General features: G+C 71.1%; 15 protein-coding genes. 12 read left to right on the forward strand and 3 right to left on the reverse strand.

Going from position 1 to position 17228, the window contains the following annotated elements:
• Window positions 1-3 precede the first annotated feature (3 nt).
• The gene (locus tag ASD93_RS05120; protein ID WP_056119667.1) at window positions 4-702 is read right to left on the reverse strand and encodes a DedA family protein; all 699 of its coding nucleotides are present in this window, start codon (window positions 700-702) and stop codon (window positions 4-6) included.
• A gap of 42 nt (window positions 703-744) precedes the next feature.
• On the opposite strand from ASD93_RS05120, the gene pabB reads away from it, so the two are divergent.
• The 5 genes from pabB (at window position 745) to holA (ending at window position 8816) form a co-directional block, all read left to right on the forward strand.
• Window positions 745-2049, forward strand: coding sequence for an aminodeoxychorismate synthase component I (gene pabB / locus ASD93_RS05125; RefSeq protein ID WP_056119670.1), 1305 nt, complete (start codon window positions 745-747; stop codon window positions 2047-2049).
• Between the two features lie 69 nt (window positions 2050-2118).
• Window positions 2119-4710 carry a leucine--tRNA ligase gene (gene leuS, locus ASD93_RS05130; RefSeq protein ID WP_056119671.1) on the forward strand — a complete coding sequence of 864 codons (2592 nt, stop codon included), beginning with the start codon at window positions 2119-2121 and terminating at the stop codon, window positions 4708-4710.
• 93 nt (window positions 4711-4803) lie between these two features.
• Window positions 4804-5409 carry a ComEA family DNA-binding protein gene (locus ASD93_RS05135; protein ID WP_056119673.1) on the forward strand — a complete coding sequence of 202 codons (606 nt, stop codon included), beginning with the start codon at window positions 4804-4806 and terminating at the stop codon, window positions 5407-5409.
• On the forward strand, window positions 5406-7769 hold the full coding sequence (locus ASD93_RS05140; protein ID WP_082569191.1) for a ComEC/Rec2 family competence protein: 2364 nt from the start codon (window positions 5406-5408) through the stop codon (window positions 7767-7769). Before ASD93_RS05135 ends, ASD93_RS05140 begins: the two co-directional genes overlap by 4 nt.
• A gap of 9 nt (window positions 7770-7778) precedes the next feature.
• Window positions 7779-8816 (forward strand): DNA polymerase III subunit delta, encoded by a 1038-nt coding sequence (holA, locus tag ASD93_RS05145; RefSeq protein WP_056119676.1) that lies wholly within the window; start codon window positions 7779-7781, stop codon window positions 8814-8816.
• Window positions 8817-8878: 62 nt separating this feature from the next.
• Here holA and rpsT read toward each other — a convergent pair whose 3' ends face one another.
• Together rpsT and ASD93_RS05155 are read right to left on the reverse strand one after the other, a co-directional pair.
• Window positions 8879-9139 (reverse strand): 30S ribosomal protein S20, encoded by a 261-nt coding sequence (rpsT, locus tag ASD93_RS05150; protein ID WP_056119679.1) that lies wholly within the window; start codon window positions 9137-9139, stop codon window positions 8879-8881.
• Between the two features lie 113 nt (window positions 9140-9252).
• Complete coding sequence (locus ASD93_RS05155; RefSeq protein WP_056119682.1) at window positions 9253-9972, reverse strand: alpha/beta fold hydrolase; 720 nt, start codon at window positions 9970-9972, stop codon at window positions 9253-9255.
• Window positions 9973-10046: 74 nt separating this feature from the next.
• On the opposite strand from ASD93_RS05155, the gene lepA reads away from it, so the two are divergent.
• The 7 genes from lepA (at window position 10047) to ASD93_RS05190 (ending at window position 17226) form a co-directional block, all read left to right on the forward strand.
• The gene (lepA, locus tag ASD93_RS05160; RefSeq protein ID WP_056119684.1) at window positions 10047-11900 is read left to right on the forward strand and encodes a translation elongation factor 4; all 1854 of its coding nucleotides are present in this window, start codon (window positions 10047-10049) and stop codon (window positions 11898-11900) included.
• 10 nt (window positions 11901-11910) lie between these two features.
• The gene (locus ASD93_RS05165; protein WP_056119689.1) at window positions 11911-12561 is read left to right on the forward strand and encodes a DUF1990 family protein; all 651 of its coding nucleotides are present in this window, start codon (window positions 11911-11913) and stop codon (window positions 12559-12561) included.
• A gap of 7 nt (window positions 12562-12568) precedes the next feature.
• Window positions 12569-13786, forward strand: a complete 1218-nt coding sequence (gene hemW / locus ASD93_RS05170) for a radical SAM family heme chaperone HemW (protein ID WP_056119691.1) — start codon at window positions 12569-12571, stop codon at window positions 13784-13786.
• A gap of 94 nt (window positions 13787-13880) precedes the next feature.
• The gene (hrcA, locus tag ASD93_RS05175) at window positions 13881-14921 is read left to right on the forward strand and encodes a heat-inducible transcriptional repressor HrcA (RefSeq protein ID WP_056119694.1); all 1041 of its coding nucleotides are present in this window, start codon (window positions 13881-13883) and stop codon (window positions 14919-14921) included.
• 54 nt (window positions 14922-14975) lie between these two features.
• On the forward strand, window positions 14976-16091 hold the full coding sequence (gene dnaJ, locus ASD93_RS05180; protein WP_056119697.1) for a molecular chaperone DnaJ: 1116 nt from the start codon (window positions 14976-14978) through the stop codon (window positions 16089-16091).
• Window positions 16092-16094: 3 nt separating this feature from the next.
• A complete protein-coding gene (locus tag ASD93_RS05185) occupies window positions 16095-16829 on the forward strand; it encodes a 16S rRNA (uracil(1498)-N(3))-methyltransferase (protein WP_056119700.1) in 735 nt (244 codons plus the stop codon).
• A 49-nt stretch (window positions 16830-16878) separates the two neighbouring features.
• Entirely contained in the window at window positions 16879-17226 is a 348-nt protein-coding gene (locus ASD93_RS05190; protein ID WP_056119701.1) for an HIT domain-containing protein, read from the forward strand.
• The last annotated feature ends 2 nt before the right edge of the window (window positions 17227-17228 follow it).

A 17228-nucleotide genomic window follows, 5' to 3' on the forward strand; every position in this document is an offset into this window, starting at 1 on the left:
CGTCTAGTCTTCCACGTCCTCCGCGATGGCATCGCCCTGAGGTGCGGCCGCGTCCTGCTCGTGGCCGTGATCGAGATGCTTGCGCTCAGCCCGTTCGATGATCTTCTTGGTCACGACCACGAGCACGAGGAACACCACGATGATGCCGACGAAGATGTACCCGGCGTAGTGCAGCTGATCGGCGAGCTGGCGGTAGGTGCCGGCGGCCGCGGCGCCCACCGTCACGTAGAGCGTCGCCCAGATGACGCAGGCCGGCACGGTCCAGGCGAGGAAGCGGCGGTACGGGTAGCCGCTCATCCCCACCGTGAGGGGCACGAGCGAGTGCAGCACGGGCAGGAAGCGCGAGATGAAGATCGCGGGTCCGCCCCGGCGGCGCAGGTAGCGCTCCGAGCGCTGCCAGTTCTCCTCGCCGATGCGCCGGCCGAGTGCCGAATGGCGGATCTTCGGGCCGAGGAATCGTCCGAGCCAGAATCCGATGCTCTCGCCGATCAGCGCACCGATCACGACGGCGACGGCGAGCAGCACCCCTTCCGCCGGTGAGCCGACGGCGGTCGCCGCGACGATAACGACGGTGTCGCCCGGCACCACGAGGCCCACGAGCACGCTCGTCTCGAGCATGATCGCGAGCCCGGCGACGAGTGTCCTGACGACAGGATCGACGCTCTGCACCGCGTCGAGCAGCCACGTCAGGAAGTCGTTCACGCCATGAGCCTAGAACCCGCTTGCCCCGTCTAGCCTGAGAACATGTCGGAGCCCCTCATCGCCGTCGAGCTGACGGTGTGGGCGGATCCGGCATCCGTGTACGTCTCCCTTCACGGGCAGGACGATCATGCCTTCTGGCTGGATGCCGGGCCGGATGCCCGCGACGGCTGGAGCTGGGTCGGCGCGGGCGTCCCCGAGACCGATCCCGAACGCGTGCGGCGGGTCGCGTGCCAGCAGGACGCCGGCGAGGAATGGCCGGCCGGACCCTTCCGCGGCGGCTGGGTCGGCTGGCTCGGCTACGACGACGCAGCGGAGCGCGCGGGGGCTCCCGCACGCTTCGACGAGCGGATGCCGCGCCAGGCCTGGCTCCGGGTGTCGAGTTTCGTCGCGTTCGACCACCGCTCGCGTCGCGCGTGGGCGGTCGGCGCGCCGGCCGAGGCCGAGCATCTGGCTGCCGCCGTCGCCCGGATCGCCTCGCCGCGCCCGCCTGCGGCCGACGTCGTCGGGTCGCGGATCGCCGACGCGCGCGACGTCCCGGGGGAGTACGCCGCCCTCATCGGACGCTGCCGCGATGCGATCCGCACGGGCGACGCCTACCAGCTGTGCCTCACGACCCGCTTCTCGGTCACGGGCGCCGTCGACCCGGTCGCGGCGTACCTGCGACTTCGCGCGCTCACTCCCGCCCACCACGGCGGTCTCGTGCGCGCGGGGGACGTGGCGCTCGCGAGCGCGAGCCCGGAGCGATTCCTCGAGGTCGCGGGGGGCGTCGTGCGCACGCGGCCGATCAAGGGGACTCGCCCGCGGGGCGCGGACCCACGAGCCGATGCCGCCCTCGCGGAGGAGCTGCGCACCAACGAGAAGGAGCGCGCCGAGAACGTCATGATCGTCGACCTCATGCGCAACGACCTCTCGCGGGTGAGCGAGCCCGGGTCCGTCGGCGTCGACGGCCTGCTCGAGGTGGAGTCGTATCCCGCCGTGCACCAGCTGGTCAGCACCGTGTCCGGGCGACTGGTGCACGAGACCACCGTCGGCGACCTGCTGGATGCGGCGTTCCCGGCGGGCAGCATGACCGGGGCGCCGAAGCTCTCCGCGATGACGATCCTGCACGAGCTGGAAGGCGCTCCGCGCGGCGTGTTCGCGGGGTGCTTCGGCTGGGTCGGGTCCGACGGCGCGCTCGATCTCGCGATGGTGATCCGCTCGATCGTGGTGCACCCCGACGGCGCGTATGTCGGCGCCGGGGGAGGCATCACGTGGAGATCGGATGCCGCGGCAGAGGTCGCCGAAGTGGGGATCAAGGCCCGCGGACCGCTGGCCGCCATCGGAGCGTCGCTGCCCCCCGGCTGGTGAGCGCCGGGTCCGGTAACCTGGAGTTTCGCGCTCGCGCGCGTCTCCGGCATCCGTTCGATTGGTTCCTCCGTGTCACAGACCCTCCCGCCCGACTCCGCTGTGCCCGCAGAAGGCGGGGGCTTCGACGCCTACGCGATTCAGCAGAAGTGGCAGGACCGGTGGCAGAAGGCGGACCCGTTCCGCGCGGGAGGCGATGAGGACACCCGTCCTCGCAAGTACGTGCTCGGCATGTTCCCGTACCCGTCGGGCGACCTGCACATGGGTCACGCCGAGAGCTATGCGTACGTCGACGTGGTCGCGCGGTTCTGGCGTCACCGCGGATACAACGTCCTGAACCCGATCGGCTGGGACTCCTTCGGCCTGCCGGCAGAGAACGCCGCGATCCAGCGGGGCGCCGATCCGCGCGAGTGGACCTACGCCAACATCGACCAGCACAAGAAGAGCTTCCGCGAGTACGGCTCGTCGTACGACTGGTCCCGCATCCTCCACACGAGCGACCCCGAGTACTACCGCTGGAACCAGTGGCTGTTCCATCTCCTGTACGAGCGCGACCTCGCGTACCGCAAGGAGAGCCCGGTCAACTGGTGCCCCAACGACCAGACCGTGCTCGCGAACGAGCAGGTCGTCGACGGGCACTGCGAGCGCTGCGGCGCCGAGGTCGTCAAGAAGAAGCTCACGCAGTGGTACTTCAAGATCACCGAGTACGCGGACCGCCTGCTCGACGACCTGAACCAGCTCGAGGGCTTCTGGCCGCAGAAGGTCATCCGCATGCAGCGGAACTGGATCGGCCGTTCTGTCGGCGCCGACATCGACTTCGAGATCGAGGGCCGCGACGCGAAGGTGACCGTCTTCTCGACGCGTCCCGACACCCTCTACGGCGCGACCTTCATGGTCGTCGCGCCCGACAGCGATCTCGCCGCCGAACTGGCGTCGGGCTCGTCGACGGAGGTGCGGATGCGCTTCCAGGACTACCTCGAGAGCGTTCAGCGTGAGACCGACATCGAGCGCCAGAGCACCGATCGTCCGAAGACGGGCGTGTTCCTGGAGCGCTACGCCGTCAACCCCGTCAACGGCGACCGTCTGCCGATCTGGGCCGCGGACTACGTGCTCGCCGACTACGGTCACGGCGCAGTCATGGCCGTGCCGGCGCACGATCAGCGCGACCTCGACTTCGCGCGTGCGTTCGGCCTCCCGGTGAAGACCGTCGTGGACACCACGGCGCCCATCACCGGCGCGATCCCCGTGATCGAGCTCGACGACGACGGCGTGCCGATCGACCCGGGCGCGGACGAGCCCACCCTCGGCGACATCGATCCCGAGAAGACCGGCATCGCGCTGACGGGCGACGGCCGCATGATCAACTCCGGAGCCCTCGACGGGCTGTCCAAGCGCCACGCGATCGCGCGGGTGATCGAACAGCTCGAGGCTGCCGGCACGGGTCGGGCGTCGAAGTCCTACCGCCTGCGCGACTGGCTCATCTCGCGTCAGCGTTTCTGGGGCACGCCGATCCCGATGATCCACACGGCCGACGGGCGGATCGTCCCCGTGCCGGAGGACCAGCTCCCGCTGCTCCTGCCCGACGCGAAGGGCCTCGACCTCGCCCCCAAGGGCACCTCGCCGCTGGGGGGCGCCACCGAGTGGATGGCGACGACGGATCCCGAGACGGGGGAGCCCGCGCTGCGGGACGCCGACACGATGGACACCTTCGTCGACAGCTCGTGGTACTTCCTGCGCTTCCTGGCCGCCAACGACCCCACGCAGGCCTTCCCGTCGCGCGAGGCGGACAAGTGGGCGCCGGTCGACTCCTACATCGGCGGCGTCGAGCACGCGATCCTGCACCTGCTGTACGCGCGCTTCATCACCAAGGTCCTCTTCGACGTGGGCCTCATCGAGTTCACCGAGCCCTTCACCAGCCTCATCAACCAGGGCATGGTGCTGCTGGACGGCTCCAAGATGTCCAAGAGCAAGGGCAACCTCGTCGAATTCGCCGCCAGCATGATCGACCCGGGCGCCGATGCCGTGCGCGTCGCGATCGCATTCGCCGGCCCGGTCGAGGACGACATCAACTGGGAGGACGTGTCGACGACCGGTGCCCAGAAGTTCCTGGCACGCGCGTGGCGTGTCGCGAAGGATGTGACCAGCGATTCCGACGTGATCTGGGCCGAAGGCGACCCCGCGCTTCGCCGGGTCACGCACCGCCTGCTCGCGGATGCCCCCGGGCTGGTCGAACAGACGAAGTTCAATGTCGTCGTCGCCCGGCTGATGGAGCTCGTGAACGCCACGCGCAAGGCCATCGACACCGGCGCCGGACCCGCCGACCCCGCCGTACGCGAGGCTGCCGAGGTGACCGCCATGGTGCTCGACCTCTTCGCTCCGCACATGGCGGAGGAGATGTGGGAGATGCTCGGCTACGACGGCTTCGTCGGTCTCGTGCCGTGGCGCAGCGCCGACCCGACCCTGCTCGTGGAGGAGACGGTGACCTCGGTCGTCCAGATCGACGGCAAGGTGCGCGCGACGCTGCAGGTTCCCGCGCGCATCGACGCCGCCGAGCTGGAGCGCCTCGCGCGGGCGGATGAGCGCGTGGTGCGTTCGCTCGCCGGCCGCGAGATCACCCGCGCAGTGGTGCGTCCGCCGAAGGTCGTCAGCTTCAGCACGCACTGACGCGACTCCTCCCCGGTCGTCCGTGTGGCCGGTCGGTCCCCAGTGGGCCTCTGACACCGGCTGTCCGCACTCCCGCGTGCCTACCGTGGGCGGGTGAGTGCGGATGACGAGCCAGACCGCGTCGCCCCGCGGCGACGCCTCGGTCTGGGCGCGGCGGTCGTGCTGGTCATCGTCGCGCTCGCCGTCACGGTCGCGATCGGAATCCTTCGCGGAGCATCCGCCCCTGTCGAGCGCGTGAGCATCGATGACGCGAGGACGGATGCCGCGACCCCGGCCGCGCTCTACGTCCACGTGTCCGGTGCGGTGGTCGAGCCGGGCCTGTACGTGCTCGACGGCGGGGCGCGGGTCGTGGACGCGATCGCGGCCGCGGGGGGTTTCGCCGAGGGCGCGGACGACGCGGCGGTGAATCTCGCGCGCCCGGTGTCCGATGGCGAGCAGCTGGACGTGCCGGAGGTCGGCGAGGCGCCGGCCGCCGATGCCGGCGCCGGCGCAGGCGGCGGCGCGGGCGCACGCGTGGATCTCAACACCGCAGACGTCGCCGCGCTCGAGACGCTGCCGCGGATCGGGCCCGCGCTGGCGCAGCGCATCATCGAGTGGCGCGACGCCAACGGCCGTTTCACGGCGGTCGAGGACCTCCTGGCCGTGCCGGGCATCGGCGACAAGATGCTCGAGTCCCTGCGCGACCTGGTAGCCGTGTGAGGCCGCCGCTGCGGATCGCCCTGCGTCTGGTGCCGATCGCCGGTGCGGCCTGGGTGACCGCGTGGTGCGCCACGAGGTGGCCGGATGCCGCAGCGGGCGTCGCCCTGGCACTGTGGGCCGCGTGCCTGGGCGCTCTGGCGCTCTTCGCGATGTGGGCCACGGCCGGTCGGACGCGGACAGCAAGGGTCTCGGCCCTGGTGATGGTCATCGCCATCGCGGCGGGGGCGGCCGCGGCATCCCACGTCGCTCTCGCCAACCCGAGTCGTCACGCCGTCCTCGGCCTCGAGATCATGAACGGCCGCGCCGTCATCGTGGAGGCGACGGTGGTCGGAAAGGTCGAGCGCCGCGCGGACGGCGCCCTCGCATTCGACGCGCACGTCTCACGGATCGCGACCGGCGCGGAATCGGCCCTCGTCAGTGCCGAGGCGGTCGTGCGAGTGGCGCCGGGGGATGTCGAATCGAGCGCCGACCTCGACCTCGGCGCCGTGGTCGAAGCGCGCGGAACGGCTTCGGCGGCGAGACCGGGTGAGCGCGCGGTGATCACCGTGCGGGCGTCGCGCGGGGTCGCCGTGACGCGCCCGCCGATCGGCATCGCGCACACGACGGCGACGCTGCGGCAGGAGCTGGTCCGGTCGGTGCGGGGGCTGCCCGGTGACGGGGCGTCGCTCGTCCCCGGACTCGCCGTGGGCGATACCTCGGCTGTCCCTGCGGAGCTCGACGCCGCGATGAAGGAGGCGTCGCTGTCGCACCTGACGGCTGTCTCCGGTGCCAACTGCGCCCTCGTCGTCGGTCTGGCCTTCGCTGCGGCCGCGGCGCTGGGAGCGTCGCGCGCTGTCCGGGTGAGCGCCGGGCTGGCGGCCCTCGTGGGCTTCATCGTGCTCGTCACACCCGAGCCGAGCGTCGTGCGGGCGGGCGCGATGGCCGCCGTCGCGATGCTGGGGGTGCTCCTCGGGCGGCCCGGCGCCGGCACGGCCATCCTCTCGCTGTGCGTCGCCGCGCTGCTGGTCGCGGATCCGTGGCTGGCCGGGTCGCTCGGCTTCGCACTGTCCGTGGCCGCGACCGCCTCGCTCCTGCTCTTCGCCCGGCCGCTCGCGCAGGGACTCGCACGCCGCCTTCCCCGCGCGCTCGCGCTGGGGTTGTCCGTGCCGCTCGCCGCGCAGCTCGCGTGCGGACCGCTCCTCGTCCTGATCGCGCCGCAGGTGCCGGTGTACGGGGTGGTCGCCAACCTGCTTGCCGCCCCCGCCGCGCCGATCGCGACCATCGTCGGGCTCGCCGCCTGTCTTGCGGCGCCGATTCCGCCGCTCCAGGACGGTCTTGCGGCCATCGCGTGGCTTCCCGCGTCGTGGATCGCGGGGACGGCGGTGGCGACGAGCGCCCTGCCAGGCGATCTGGTGCCCTGGCTCGAGGGGTGGCCCGGAGCATTCGCCCTCGGCGGGGTCGGTCTCGCGATCGGCCTGCTCATCGCGCTGCGGCGGGGCACGCCCCTGCGCGCTCTGGTGCGCGGGGCGTCGGTGGTGATCGTCGCGCTCGTTATCGGCGCCGCAACAGGCGGAGGGCTGCTCGCCACCCTCGCCGGCCGGTGGACCCTCCCGGCCGAGTGGAGCATCCTCGCATGCGACGTCGGTCAGGGCGACGCGGTGCTCCTGCGATCGGCGGGAGCGGTGGCGCTGATCGACACCGGACCCGAGCCGGAACCCCTTGCCGCCTGCCTGGACCGCACGGGGGTCGGGCAGATCGATCTCCTCGTGCTCAGCCACTTCGACCTCGACCACGTGGGTGGCGTCGCCGCGGTCGAGGGACGAGTCGGCACGGTGCTCCATGGTCCCGCCGACGAGGACGGTGCCGCGATCCTCGATCGCCTGCAGTCGGCCGGCGCCGAGCTCGTGGACGCTCGCGCGGGACTCACCGGCACGCTCGGCGACGCCCGCTGGCGTGCCGTGTGGCCGCCGCCCGAGGGGCGCGCGTTCCCGATGGGGAACGACGCGAGCGTCGTGCTGGACGTGCGGGGCGGGGGCATCCCGCCGATCGTGCTCCTGGGCGACCTCTCCGCGTCGCCGCAGCGCGCCATCGCCGCCGGCGGTGGCCTCGATCCGCCGTACGCGGTGGTCAAGGTCGCCCACCACGGCAGCGCCGACCAGGACGCCGGGCTCTACCGTCAGGCGGCACCGGCGCTCGCACTCGTCACGGTGGGAGCCGAGAACGACTACGGGCATCCGCGGGCTGAGATCCTCGACGAGCTGAACGCGCTCGACGCCCGCATCGCGCGCACGGATGCCGAGGGCGTCGTCGCCGTGTGGGAGGGCGCCGACGGTCTCGAGGTGTGGCGCGAGCGCGAAGTCGGAGTCGGAGGCGATGGCTAGGCTGGAGCCATGCCACCGACCGCCCGACGCGCCCCCGCGAAGGCCGCGCGCAGCGCCATCCTGCAGCTGTCGTGGCGTTCGCCCCAGCCGGCGCCGATCGTGCTGGTCTCCGGTCCGGAAGACGTGTGCGCCGAACGCGCGATCGCCGGCGTGCGCGACTACCTCCGCGCCGAGGATCCCAGCCTCGAGGTATCCGATCTGCGCGCCGACGACTACGCCGCGGGCTCGCTGCTCGCCGTCACGTCGCCGTCGCTGTTCGGCGAGCCCCGCCTGGTGCGGGTCACCGGCGTCGAGAAGTGCTCGGACGCATTCCTGTCGGAGGCGATCTCGTACCTCGCCATGCCCCAGGAGGGCGCGACCGTCGTGCTCCGGCACACCGGCGCCAGCGTGCGAGGCAAGAAGCTCCTCGACGCGGTCCGCGCCGGCGAGGGCGGGGGAGTCGAGGTCGCGTGCCCCGCCATCAAGCGGGATTCCGATCGCTACGACTTCGCCGCGGGCGAGTTCCAGGCTGCGAGGAAGCGCATCGCGGCACCGGCGCTGCGCACCCTCGTCTCGGCTTTCGCCGACGACGTCACCGAACTCGCCGCGGCCTGCCAGCAGCTCATCGCCGACGTCCCGGGCGACATCACCGAGCAGGTCGTCGAGCGCTACTACGGCGGCCGGGTCGAGACATCCGCCTTCACGGTCGCCGACACGGCGATCGCCGGTCGCTACGGCGACGCGCTGATCGCCCTCCGGCATGCCCTCGCCTCGAGTGCCGATCCGGTGCCGATGGTGGCCGCGATCGCGCTCAAGCTGCGCACCATGGCCCGCGTGGCGGGCAGCCGGGAGCCGTCGGCCGCACTCGCAGCGCGGGTGGGACTCAAGGACTGGCAGGTCGACCGCGCCCGCAGGGATCTGACCGGGTGGAACGAAGCCTCCCTCGGCATGGCGATCCAGGCGGCGGCCCGGGCCGACGCCGAGGTCAAGGGCGGATCGCGCGACTCCGTGTTCTCGCTCGAGCGGCTCGTGACGGTCATCGCGACGCGCGCGCCATACGGCGGCTAGGAGCAGGAACGACGAAGGCCCGCCCCCGGAGGGACGGGCCTTCGATCAGCTGTCGAGCCGGCTCAGAGAGCGGCGACCTGCTTGGCGATCGCCGACTTGCGGTTGGCGGCCTGGTTCTGGTGGATGACGCCCTTGCTGACGGCCTTGTCGAGCTTCTTGCTCGCCTTGAGCAGCGCCTTCTCGGCGGCTGCCTTGTCGCCCGCGGCGACGGCCTCGCGGGTGCGACGCACCTCGGTCCGCAGCTCGCTCTTGACGGCCTTGTTGCGCTCGTGCGCCTTCTCGTTGGTCTTGTTGCGCTTGATCTGCGACTTGATGTTCGCCACGTGGAAGAACTTTCGTGTGAGATGGATGGGGATTTGCCGCGTTACGGGTAGAGGGGCCGCTCGCGGCGTCGTGCGAAGGTGGGACCGCGCACGCAAACCAATCACCGAGTCTATCAGGTCTGCTCGAGCGTCGTGATCGCGAGGTGGAGCATCGCGTTGAAGACGTCGGGCCGCATCACGGTCACATGATGGGTGGTGCGGGGGACCACGATGAGCTCGGCCTGTGTGGCAATGCCGGTGAAGAGTCTCTCGTTCACGCGCAGCTGGTCGTACTGCCCGTTGACGAACCACAGCGGCACGTCGATGCGGCCGAGCGCGGCGAGCAGATCGAGCACCGAAAGGCTTCGCAGCGCGACATCCTGGGCGTCCAGCGCATAACCCCCGGCCCCGAAGTCCTCGCGCGTCTCGACGGGGAGGATGCGATCGAGCATCCGGTCGGTGAGCCACATTCCGCGGTCGGGGAGCGAGTCGAAGCCCCGTGCGAGCATGCGGTAGGCGGCGAGCCCGACGCCGCGCGGGATCGAGGTGCAGGATGCCGCGATCAGCCCGGCGACCGGGGGCCGAACCTCCGCGCCGACATACTCGAGGCACAGCAGGCCGCCCATCGAATGGCCCACCAGGAGGACGGGGCCGCGGGAGGCGGCATCCGTCACCGCCTCGTCGATCGTCGCGAAGGCGCCATCGAGTGTGAACTCCTCCGCCATCCGGGCGCCGTGCCCAGGGAGGTCGATCGCGGTCACCGGATTCCCGCGTCGTTCGAGGTACGCGATCTGCGCACGCCACATGGTCGCGGACGTGCGGATGCCGTGCACGAGCACGACCTGGACCACCATGGGCACCAGGCTAACCGCCGGACACAGGACTCGCGCAGGGGCGAGGCTCCCCTCACCCGTAGAATCGACGGGATATGTCACCGCGCGCCCTGAAGCCTCTCGAGCCGTCCGCGACCCCGCCCGAGCTGATCCGCAACTTCTGCATCATCGCCCACATCGACCACGGCAAGTCGACGCTGGCCGATCGGATGCTGCAGATCACCGGCGTGGTCTCCGACCGCGACATGCGTGCGCAGTACCTCGACCGCATGGACATCGAGCGCGAGCGCGGCATCACGATCAAGTCGCAGGCCGTGCGCATGCCCTGGTCGACCGCCGACGGCACGTTCGCCCTCAACATGATCGACACGCCCGGCCACGTCGACTTCACCTACGAGGTCAGCCGGTCGCTCGCCGCGTGCGAGGGGGCGATCCTGCTCGTCGACGCCGCGCAGGGCATCGAGGCGCAGACGCTCGCGAACCTGTACCTCGCGCTCGAGAACGACCTGCAGATCATTCCGGTCCTCAACAAGATCGACCTGCCTGCGGCCGATCCCGAGAAGTACGCGAAGGAGCTCGCGAGCCTGATCGGCGGACGACCCGAGGACGTGCTGCGGGTGAGCGGCAAGACGGGCATGGGCGTCGAGGACCTGCTCGATCATGTCGTCGCGCAGATCCCCGCGCCGAAGGGCGACCCCGACGCACCCTCCCGCGCGATGATCTTCGACTCGGTCTACGACTCGTACCGCGGCGTCATCACCTACGTGCGCATGGTGGACGGCTCGCTCAACCCGCGTGAGCGGATCCAGATGATGTCGACCCGCGCCGTGCACGAGCTCCTCGAGATCGGCGTGTCGTCGCCCGAGCCCACCCCGACCAAAGGTTTGGGCGTCGGCGAGGTCGGGTACCTGATCACCGGTGTGAAGGATGTCCGCCAGTCCAAGGTCGGCGACACCGTCACCAACGCGGCGAAGCCGTCCAAGAGCGCCCTCCCGGGCTACACCGACCCGAAGCCGATGGTCTTCTCGGGCCTGTACCCGATCGACGGCAGCGACTACCCGGTGCTGCGCGAGGCTCTCGACAAGCTCAAGCTGTCGGACGCGTCGCTGAACTACGAGCCCGAGACCTCGGTCGCCCTGGGCTTCGGGTTCCGCTGCGGCTTCCTGGGCCTGCTGCACCTCGAGATCGTCACAGAGCGCCTCGAGCGCGAGTTCGGGCTCGACCTCATCTCGACGGCGCCGTCGGTGACGTACGAGGTGGTGACCGACGACAAGAAGAGCTACACGGTCACCAACCCCAGCGAGTTCCCCTCGGGCACCAAGATCGCCAGCGTCACCGAGCCGATGGTCAAGGCCGCGATCCTCGCGCCGAAGGACTACGTCGGCACGATCATGGAGCTCTGCCAGTCGCGTCGCGGAACCCTCCTCGGCATGGAGTACCTCGGCGAGGACCGCGTCGAGATCCGCTACAGCATGCCCCTCGGCGAGATCGTGTTCGACTTCTTCGATCACCTCAAGTCCAAGACCGCGGGGTACGCGTCGCTGGACTACGAGCCCAGCGGCGATCAGGAGGCCGACCTGGTGAAGGTCGACATCCTGCTGCAGGGCGAGCCGGTCGACGCGTTCAGCGCGATCGTGCACCGCGACAAGGCGTACGCGTACGGCGTGCTCATGACGGAGCGGCTGAAGAAGCTCATCCCGAGGCAGCAGTTCGAGGTGCCGATCCAGGCGGCCATCGGTGCGCGCATCATCGCGCGCGAGTCGATCCGGGCGATGCGCAAGGACGTCCTGGCCAAGTGCTACGGCGGCGACATCAGCCGCAAGCGGAAGCTCCTCGAGAAGCAGAAGGAGGGAAAGAAGCGCATGAAGATGGTCGGTCGCGTGGAGGTCCCTCAGGAGGCGTTCATCGCCGCGCTCTCGGGAGATACCGAGAAGAAGGACGCCAAGTAGGCTGGCCGTCATGCGTCGAGGGAACTTCCGGGACGACACCGTCGACTACGCCGCGGTCGGGGCGACGCAGGCGGCCGACCTCATGCACTACCCGCCGGAGCGCAGCATCCCGGCCGAGCAGTCCTGGCGCATCGGCAGCGGCGAGGCGCGCTTCCGGGGCGCGGCCGATGCGCTGCTGTCGTGGACCGCGCAGCGCGGGGCCGGCCTCGATCTCAAGGATGTGCGACCGGCATCCGGTCCGATGTATTCGGGCGTGAGCTTCGATTCCGAGGGCCACCCCATCGCCCCGAGCAGGTCCGAATCCGATCTGCGCTACGACGCCGATGGCACGCCGTATGTCGGAGCCGGCACGACCGTGCACGTCGACGGTCGCGTCCGGGGGCTGCGAGCGGATGCCGAGCTCCGCGTGATCTTCGCGATCGAGGAGCCGCGCCGCATCGGGTTCGCGCTGGGAACGGTGGGCGATTCGGTCGTGTCGGGCGAGGAGTCCTTCATGCTCGATTGGTACGAGAACGACGAGGTCTGGTTCACGGTGCGGGCCTTCGATACGCCGAAGGCGCTGCTGTACCGGGTGTTCCCCGGCCTCGTGCGCCGACGGCGCCGGGAGCTCTTCACCAGGTACCTGCGCGCCATCTCACCGCTGTACACGACGCCCGCGTGAGCCGCTGATGGGCGCCGCGCTTCCGCTGGGCGAGCCGGTCCCCGCCGACGGCTCGTTCCCCGCAGGCACCCGGGCGGATCCGGCGACGGCGTTCGGGGTCTACCTCCACGTGCCGTTCTGCCGCGTGCGCTGCGGCTACTGCGACTTCAACACGTACACGTCGGATGAGCTGCGCGGAGCGCGCCAGGACCAGTACGCCGACACCCTGCTGCGCGAGGTCGCCCTCGCCCGAGGGCTCCTCGACGGGATCGGGCCGGCGCGTCCGGCTGACACGGTGTTCTTCGGCGGCGGCACGCCCACGCTGCTCCCGCCCGGCGACCTCGGCCGCATGCTGGACGGCGTGCGTGAGGCGTTCGGCATCGCCGACGGCGCGGAGGTCACGGTGGAGGCCAACCCCGACACTGTCACCGACGCGGTGGCGGCCGAGCTCGCGGCATCCGGCGTCACGCGACTGTCGATCGGCATGCAGTCGGCCGTCCCGCATGTGCTCGCGGCGCTCGACCGCACGCACGACCCGGCGAACGTGCGCACCGCCGTCGCCGCGGCGCGCAGGGCGGGACTCGCCGTGAGCGTGGACCTCATCTACGGCGCGCCGGGGGAGTCGCTCGAGGACTGGCGCACGTCCGTGAGCACCGCCGTCGACCTCGCCCCCGACCACGTGTCCGCGTATGCGCTCATCATCGAGGACGGGACGAAGCTGGCCCGTCAGATCCGGCGCGGCGAGGTGCCCGCCCCCGACGACGATCTGCAGGCCGACATGTACGAGCTCGTCGACGACGCGCTCGAGGCAGCTGGTTTCGAGTGGTACGAGGTGTCGAACTGGGCCCGCAGCGACACGCAGCGATCGCGCCACAACCTCGCCTACTGGCAGGGGACGGACTGGTGGGGCTTCGGCCCCGGTGCCCACAGCCACATCGGCGGTGTGCGCTTCTGGAACGTGAAGCATCCCGCCGCGTACGCCCATCGCCTCGCCGCGGGGGAGTCGCCCGCGGCTGGCCGGGAGGTGCCCGATGTCGAGGCGCGCACGCTCGAGAACGTCCTGCTGCGCACCCGCATCCGCGAGGGCCTGCCCGTGTCGGAGGTGCTCGGCGAGGGTCGCCGCGCGGTGGCGACGCTCATCGCGGACGGCCTCATCGACGGGCCGTCGGCGATCCACGGACGCATCGTGCTGACCCGGCGAGGCAGACTCCTGGCCGACGCCGTCGTGCGGGCTCTGACCGACTAGACCGGCGGGCGATGCGCTCACGGCTTCGCGGCGGCGAATCCGGTAGAATTGGCACTCCATTCATGCGAGTGCCAGAGCGGCGTGAGGAGGCGGGATGGTCAGCGAGCGCGGACTCCAGGTGCTGCGCGCGATCGTCGAGGACTACGTCGACACGCGCGAGCCGGTCGGCAGCAAGGCGATCGTCGAGCGGCATGCCTTCGGCGTGTCGGCGGCGACCATCCGCAACGACATGGCCCTCCTCGAGGACGAGGAGCTCATCGCCGCCCCGCACACCTCGTCGGGCCGGGTGCCCACCGACAAGGGCTATCGCGTGTTCGTCGACCACCTCGCCGAGGTGCGGCCCCTGAGCCCGGCGCAGCGCACCGCCATCACCTCGTTCCTCGACGGACCCGGCGATCTCGACGACGTCCTCGCACGCACCGTGCGTGCGCTCACGCAGCTGACGGGCCAGGTCGCGATCGTGCAGTACCCCTCCTTCTCGCGCGCGAACGTCACCCACGTCGAGCTCGTTCAGCTCGGCGGTGGACGGATGCTGGTGATCGTCGTGACCGACACCGGCCGCGTGTCGCAGCGCCTCGCGCACGTGCGCGACGAGTTCGACGACGCCGACCTCGCCCGCATCCGCGCCGAGCTCGGCACGCTGCTCGTCGGCCGGTCGGTGCGCGAGGGCCTGCAGCGCATCTCCGATCACCTCGACCAGGCGTCCGCGAGCACGGCGGCGCACGAGGCCGCCACGGCAGCGATCGTCCGAGTCGTCGCCGAGGAGCTCGACGAGTTCCGGCAGGACCGCCTGGTCATGGCGGGGAGCGCGACGCTCGCCCGCCGCGAGGCGGACTTCCGCGGCAGCATCTACCCGCTGCTCGAGGCGATCGAGGAGCAGGTCACGATCCTCAATCTGATGGGCGAGATGGTCGCCGACGAGAAGGGTCTCGCAGCGAGCATCGGGCGCGAGAACGAGCCGTTCGGTCTCGCGGAGGCGTCCGTCGTCGTCAGCGACTACGACGCGACCGGTTCGCGCGCCCGCGTCGGCGTCCTGGGGCCGACGCGCATGGACTACCCCACCAATCTCGCGGCGGTCCGGGCCGTCGCACGCTATCTGACGCGAATGCTCGAGGAAGACGAGAGCAGCCGCTGACGCGGACGCGCACCCCCACGATCCCCGCGGCAGGCCGCGGGCAGGAAGGCGAATGTGGCTGACCACTACGAGGTCCTCGGCGTCTCGCGAGACGCCTCTCTCGACGAGATCAAGAAGGCCTACCGGCGTCTCGCGCGCGAGCTCCACCCCGACGTGAACCCGGGCGAGGAGGCATCCGAGCGGTTCAAGCTCGTGACACACGCGTACGACGTCCTCAGCGACGCCGACCAGCGTGCGCGCTACGACATGGGCGGCAGCGACAGCCCGTTCGGCGGCGCGGGCGGCTTCGGGGGGTTCAACGACATCTTCGAGACGTTCTTCGGCGCGGCCGGAGGGGGCTCGCGGGGCGCACGGCCGAGGTCGCGCCGGGAGCGCGGCCAGGATGCCCTGGTCCGCGTCACGCTCGAGCTCGGCGACGTCGTCTTCGGCGTTCACCGCGACATCGAGGTCGACACCGCGGTGCAGTGCGAGACCTGCCAGGGGTCGTGCTGCCAGCCGGGCACCTCGCCGGTCGCGTGCGACATCTGCCACGGCACGGGTCACGTCCAGCGCCAGGTCCGCAGCCTCCTCGGCAACGTGCTGACCAACCAGCCCTGCAACATCTGCCAGGGGTACGGCACGACCATCCCCTACCCGTGCGCGACGTGCCAGGGTCAGGGCCGGGTGCGGGCGCGCCGGACCGTGTCGCTGGACATCCCGGCGGGAGTCGAGACGGGGCTCCGTCTGCAGCTTCCGGGCTCCGGCGAGGTCGGTCCGGCCGGCGGCCCGAACGGCGATCTCTACATCGAGGTCACGGTGGCGCCGCACGAGGTGTTCAGCCGCGACGGCGATGACCTGCTCGCGACGCTCGAGGTGTCGATGCCCGATGCGATCCTGGGCACCACCACCACGATCGAGTCGCTGGACGGAGAGGTCGAGCTCGAACTGCGGCCCGGTGTCCAGGGAGGCGACATCCTCACGATCAAGGGTCGCGGCATCACGCCGTTGCGCGGCTCCCAGCGCGGCGACCTGCGCGTGGGTGTGCACGTGGTGACCCCCACGCGTCTGGACGCCAAGGAGCGGGCGCTCATCGAGGACTTCGCCAAGCGCACCAAGGCGCCGAGCCCGCGCCTGGCCGAGTTCCACCAGGGACTGTTCGCCAAGCTGCGCGACCGGTTCCGGAACGGCTGACCCGTGGCGCTGCACTTCGTGCTCGACGAGCCGACGGCCGCCGGTCCCGGCGACACGGTGCTGCTCACGGGATCCGAGGCGCATCATGCCGCGAGCGTCCGCCGTGTGCGCGTGGGCGAGGAGGTCACCGTCGGCGACGGTCGCGGCGCGTGGTTGACGGGCCGCTGCGAGTCCGTGGCGCCGCGTGAGGTCGTCGTGCGGGTCGAAGCGCGGACGGATGCTGCGCCCCCGCGCCCGCGCGTGGTGCTCGTGCAGGCTCTGGCGAAGGGCGACCGCGACGAGCTGGCGATCCAGGCGGCGACCGAGCTGGGGATCGACGAGATCGTGCCGTGGCAGGCGGCGCGCAGCGTGTCCCGGTGGGATGCGGCGAAGGCGGAGAAGGGCCGCGCGCGCTGGTCGACCATCGTGCGCGAGGCCGCGAAGCAGGCCCATCGAGCGTGGATCCCCGAGGTCGCGCCGCTCGTCAGCACCGCACAGCTCGCGACGCGGGCCGCGGCATCCCTCACCCTCGTGCTCGAGCCGACCGGCGACGCGCGCCTCACGCGCCTCGAGCTCGGGGACGAGGAGCGCGACGTGCTGCTCGTGGTCGGACCCGAGGGCGGCATCGCACCGGAGGAGCTCGACAGCCTCGCGGCGGCGGGCGCGATGATCGTGCGGCTGGGCGAGAGCGTGCTGCGCACATCGACGGCCGGGCCCGCTGCGCTGGCCGTGGTGAGTGCCGCGCTCGGGCGCTGGTGACGGCCGGGCTGCCCATCCCACGGCCGACCCCCGTCGGTAGACTTGCGGCATGAGTGATCCATCGATCTTCACGCGCATCCGCAACGGGGAGATCCCGTCCGAGATCATCGCGGAGACCGAGAACGCGTTCGCCATCCGCGACATCGCGCCGAAGGCTCCGGTGCACCTCCTGGTGATCCCGAAGAGCGAGGAGTACCGCAACGTCGTCGAGCTCGCCGCAGGCGATCCCGAACTCCTCGCCGAGGTCGTCGGCCTCGCCAACAGCCTCGCGGCGGAGCACGCCGACGGCGACTTCCGCCTCGTATTCAACACCGGCCCGAACGCGGGCCAGACCGTCTTCCACGTGCACGCCCATGTGCTCGCCGGGGGACTGGGAGAAGAGAGTCTCGGTGCCTGACG

It is taken from the genome of Microbacterium sp. Root180, assembly GCF_001428485.1.
In the GTDB taxonomy this organism is placed as follows: domain Bacteria; phylum Actinomycetota; class Actinomycetes; order Actinomycetales; family Microbacteriaceae; genus Microbacterium.

What these genes read in the sequence shown, in the direction of transcription:
- pabB (WP_056119670.1), top strand. Translation starts at nt 745, where the DNA reads ATGTCGGAGCCCCTCATCGCCGTCGAGCTGACGGTGTGGGCGGATCCG.
- holA (WP_056119676.1), top strand. Translation starts at nt 7,779, where the DNA reads ATGCCACCGACCGCCCGACGCGCCCCCGCGAAGGCCGCGCGCAGCGCC.
- ASD93_RS05155 (WP_056119682.1), bottom strand. Translation starts at nt 9,972, where the DNA reads ATGGTGGTCCAGGTCGTGCTCGTGCACGGCATCCGCACGTCCGCGACC.
- lepA (WP_056119684.1), top strand. Translation starts at nt 10,047, where the DNA reads ATGTCACCGCGCGCCCTGAAGCCTCTCGAGCCGTCCGCGACCCCGCCC.
- ASD93_RS05165 (WP_056119689.1), top strand. Translation starts at nt 11,911, where the DNA reads ATGCGTCGAGGGAACTTCCGGGACGACACCGTCGACTACGCCGCGGTC.
- hemW (WP_056119691.1), top strand. Translation starts at nt 12,569, where the DNA reads ATGGGCGCCGCGCTTCCGCTGGGCGAGCCGGTCCCCGCCGACGGCTCG.
- hrcA (WP_056119694.1), top strand. Translation starts at nt 13,881, where the DNA reads ATGGTCAGCGAGCGCGGACTCCAGGTGCTGCGCGCGATCGTCGAGGAC.
- ASD93_RS05190 (WP_056119701.1), top strand. Translation starts at nt 16,879, where the DNA reads ATGAGTGATCCATCGATCTTCACGCGCATCCGCAACGGGGAGATCCCG.